The 2744-nt window shown below is 72.1% G+C and carries 2 protein-coding genes; both read right to left on the bottom strand.

The annotated features are described in order from the left end of the window. The coding region (gene thrS / locus I5E_RS12765) for a threonine--tRNA ligase (RefSeq protein WP_031262614.1) at window positions 1–1521 on the bottom strand (1521 nt) is incomplete at its 3' end. A gap of 227 nt (window positions 1522–1748) precedes the next feature. After that, window positions 1749–2291, bottom strand: coding sequence for an adenine phosphoribosyltransferase (locus tag I5E_RS12760; RefSeq protein WP_022907327.1), 543 nt, complete (start codon window positions 2289–2291; stop codon window positions 1749–1751). Between the last annotated feature and the right edge of the window lie 453 nt (window positions 2292–2744).

Below are 2744 nucleotides of genomic sequence, written 5' to 3'. Positions count from 1 at the left end.
GTCCGCCGCCGCGTACTCGAGGTCGAAGCGCTCCGGCAGGTTGAAGTCGAGCTGCACGGTCGACATCTGCCACGTCCGGCCGATCGCGTCGCGGGCCTGCACCGAGATCTTCGGGCCGTAGAAGGCCGCACCGGCGGGGTCCGGGACGAGTTCGAGCCCGGACTCCTCGGCGACCTCGCGCAGGGTGTCGGTCGCGACGTCCCAGACGTCGTCGTCGCCGACGTACTTCTCGGGGTCCTTCGTCGACAGCTCGAGGTAGAAGTCGTTCAGCCCGTAGTCGCGGAGCAGCGACAGGACGAACTGGAGGGTCGTGGTGAGCTCCTCCTTCATCTTCTCCTGCGTGGTGAAGATGTGGGCGTCGTCCTGCGTGAGGCCGCGCACGCGGGTGAGGCCGTGGATCACGCCGGACTTCTCGTTGCGGTACACGGTGCCGAACTCGAACATCCGCAGCGGCAGGTCGCGGTAGGACCGGGCCTGCGAGCGGTACGCGAGGATGTGCATCGGGCAGTTCATCGGCTTGAGGTAGTAGTCGGCGCCCTGGCGGGTGACGTTGCCGTCCTCGTCGCGTGCCTCGTCCATGTGCATGGGCGGGAACATGCCGTCCCGGTACCAGCCGAGGTGCCCGGACTGTTCGAAGAGGTCGCCCTTGGTGATGTGGGGCGTGTAGACGAACGAGTAGCCCTCCTGCTCGTGCCGACGGCGCGAGTAGTCCTCCATCTCGCGGCGGATGATGCCGCCCTTCGGGTGGAAGATCGCGAGGCCGGAGCCGATCTCGTCGGGGAAGGAGAACAGGTCGAGCTCGGCACCGAGCTTGCGGTGGTCGCGCTTGGCAGCCTCTTCCAGGCGGACGAGGTACGCCTTGAGCTGGTCCTTGTCCGGCCAGGCGGTGCCGTAGATGCGCTGGAGCTGCGGGTTCTTCTCGGAGCCGCGCCAGTACGCCGCGGCGACGCGCATGAGCTTCGACGCGTTGCCGATGATCCGGGTGTGCGGCAGGTGCGGGCCGCGGCAGAGGTCCTGCCAGAGCACCTCGCCCGTCTTCGGGTCGACGTTCTCGTAGACCGTCAGCTCGCCGGCGCCGACCTCGACGCTCTCGCCGGAGTCGCCGGCCTCGGCAGCGCCCTTGAGGCCGATGAGCTCCTGCTTGTAGGGCTCCCCCGCCATGCGCTCCCGGGCCTCGTCGTCGGTGACGACCACGCGACGGAAGCGCTGGGCCTGGCGGATGATGCGGTCCATGTTCTTCTCGATCGCCTTGAGGTCCTCCGGGGTGAAGGGCTCGGCGACGTCGAAGTCGTAGTAGTAGCCGTCGGTGACGGGCGGCCCGATGCCGAGCTTGGCGTCGGGGTTGATCTGCTGGACGGCCTGCGCGAGCACGTGCGCGGCCGAGTGGCGCAGGATGTCGAGGCCGTCCTGCTCGTCGAGGGTGACCGGCTCGACGACGTCGCCGTCGTGCACCTCGGCCGCGAGGTCCTTGAGCACGCCGGCGACCCGGATCGCCACGACGCCGCGGACGCCGTCGAACAGCTCGGTGCCCGTCGTGGTCGTCGTCGCAGTGCGGGGCTCGGGTGCCTGGGGAAGGTCTGCGGGCTCGGGTGCGACTGACTCGGTCACGATGATGGGACTCCTCGGTTGGATGGGGTGGATCAAGACTAGTGCGCGGGCGGTCCGCCGGCGGGTCAGGCCGGTCCGTCCGCTGGATGGTCAGGCCGGTCCGTCCGCTGGCCGGTCAGGCCGGTCCGTCCGCTGGATGGTCAGGCGGGGACGGCGCCGAGGGTCTGCACGGGCAGGCGCGGCTCGAGGCGTTCGCGGCCGGCCAGTCCGTCCAGCTCGAGCAGGGCGGCGAAGCCGATCGCCTCGTACCCGGCGCGCTCGAGCAGGGTCACGGTCGCGGCGGCCGTCCCACCGGTCGCGAGGACGTCGTCGACCACGAGCACCCGCGTCCCCGCCGGCAGCTGCCCCGGTCGCAGCTCGAGCTCGGCCTCGCCGTACTCGAGCGCGTACTGCTCGCTGAGGACCTCGCCCGGCAGCTTGCCCGCCTTGCGCACGGTCAGGACGCCGACCTGGTGCTGTGCGGCGATCCCACCCGCGAGGGCGAAGCCCCGGGCCTCGATGCCGGCGACCGCCGCGAAGCCGTCGCCGATCGCGAACGGCGCCGCGAGTGCTTCGCACACCCGGCCGAACGCGACGGCGTCCGAGAACACCGGCGTGACGTCGCGGAACAGGATCCCGGGCGAGGGGAAGTCCGGCACGACGGCGGTGAGGCGTTCGACGAGGGCAGCTGCGGTTTCGGTCACCCGACAACGGTACGGGAGGCGCGGGGCGCCTCCGTCACGCGCGGCCCGTCCCGAGGTGGCCGGGCGCGCGTGCGCGCTCGCCGCACGGTGGGAGCTTAACGCGCTGGTGCGGGTGCGGGTGCCGTGCGGGTCGCGGCCGTGCCGCACCGTGCTGCGGACGCCGGCTGGTGCGGGCGCGACCGCTCGGTGCGGGGTTACAACCTCGCACCGAGCGTGCAGCGTCGCACCGGATGACGCGGGCCGCACGGTGACGCCGGTGCGTCTGGCGGGTCGTGCCGGGTGCGGCCAGCCGCGGCCGCACCGCACGGTGCGGCGGACGCCGCCAGGTGCGGGCGCGACCGCACGGTGCGGGGTTACGACCTCGCACCGAGCGGGCCGCGCCGCACCCGGGTGACGCAGGGCGCACGTTGCGTCGGGGCGGGTCGTCCCGGGTGCGGCAGGTTCGCGCCGGGC

The sequence above is a fragment of the Curtobacterium sp. B18 genome (assembly GCF_000333375.1).
Classification (GTDB): domain Bacteria; phylum Actinomycetota; class Actinomycetes; order Actinomycetales; family Microbacteriaceae; genus Curtobacterium.
Note: the sequence above shows the minus strand (reverse complement) of the source record. Positions and strands in the feature narration are given on the sequence as shown.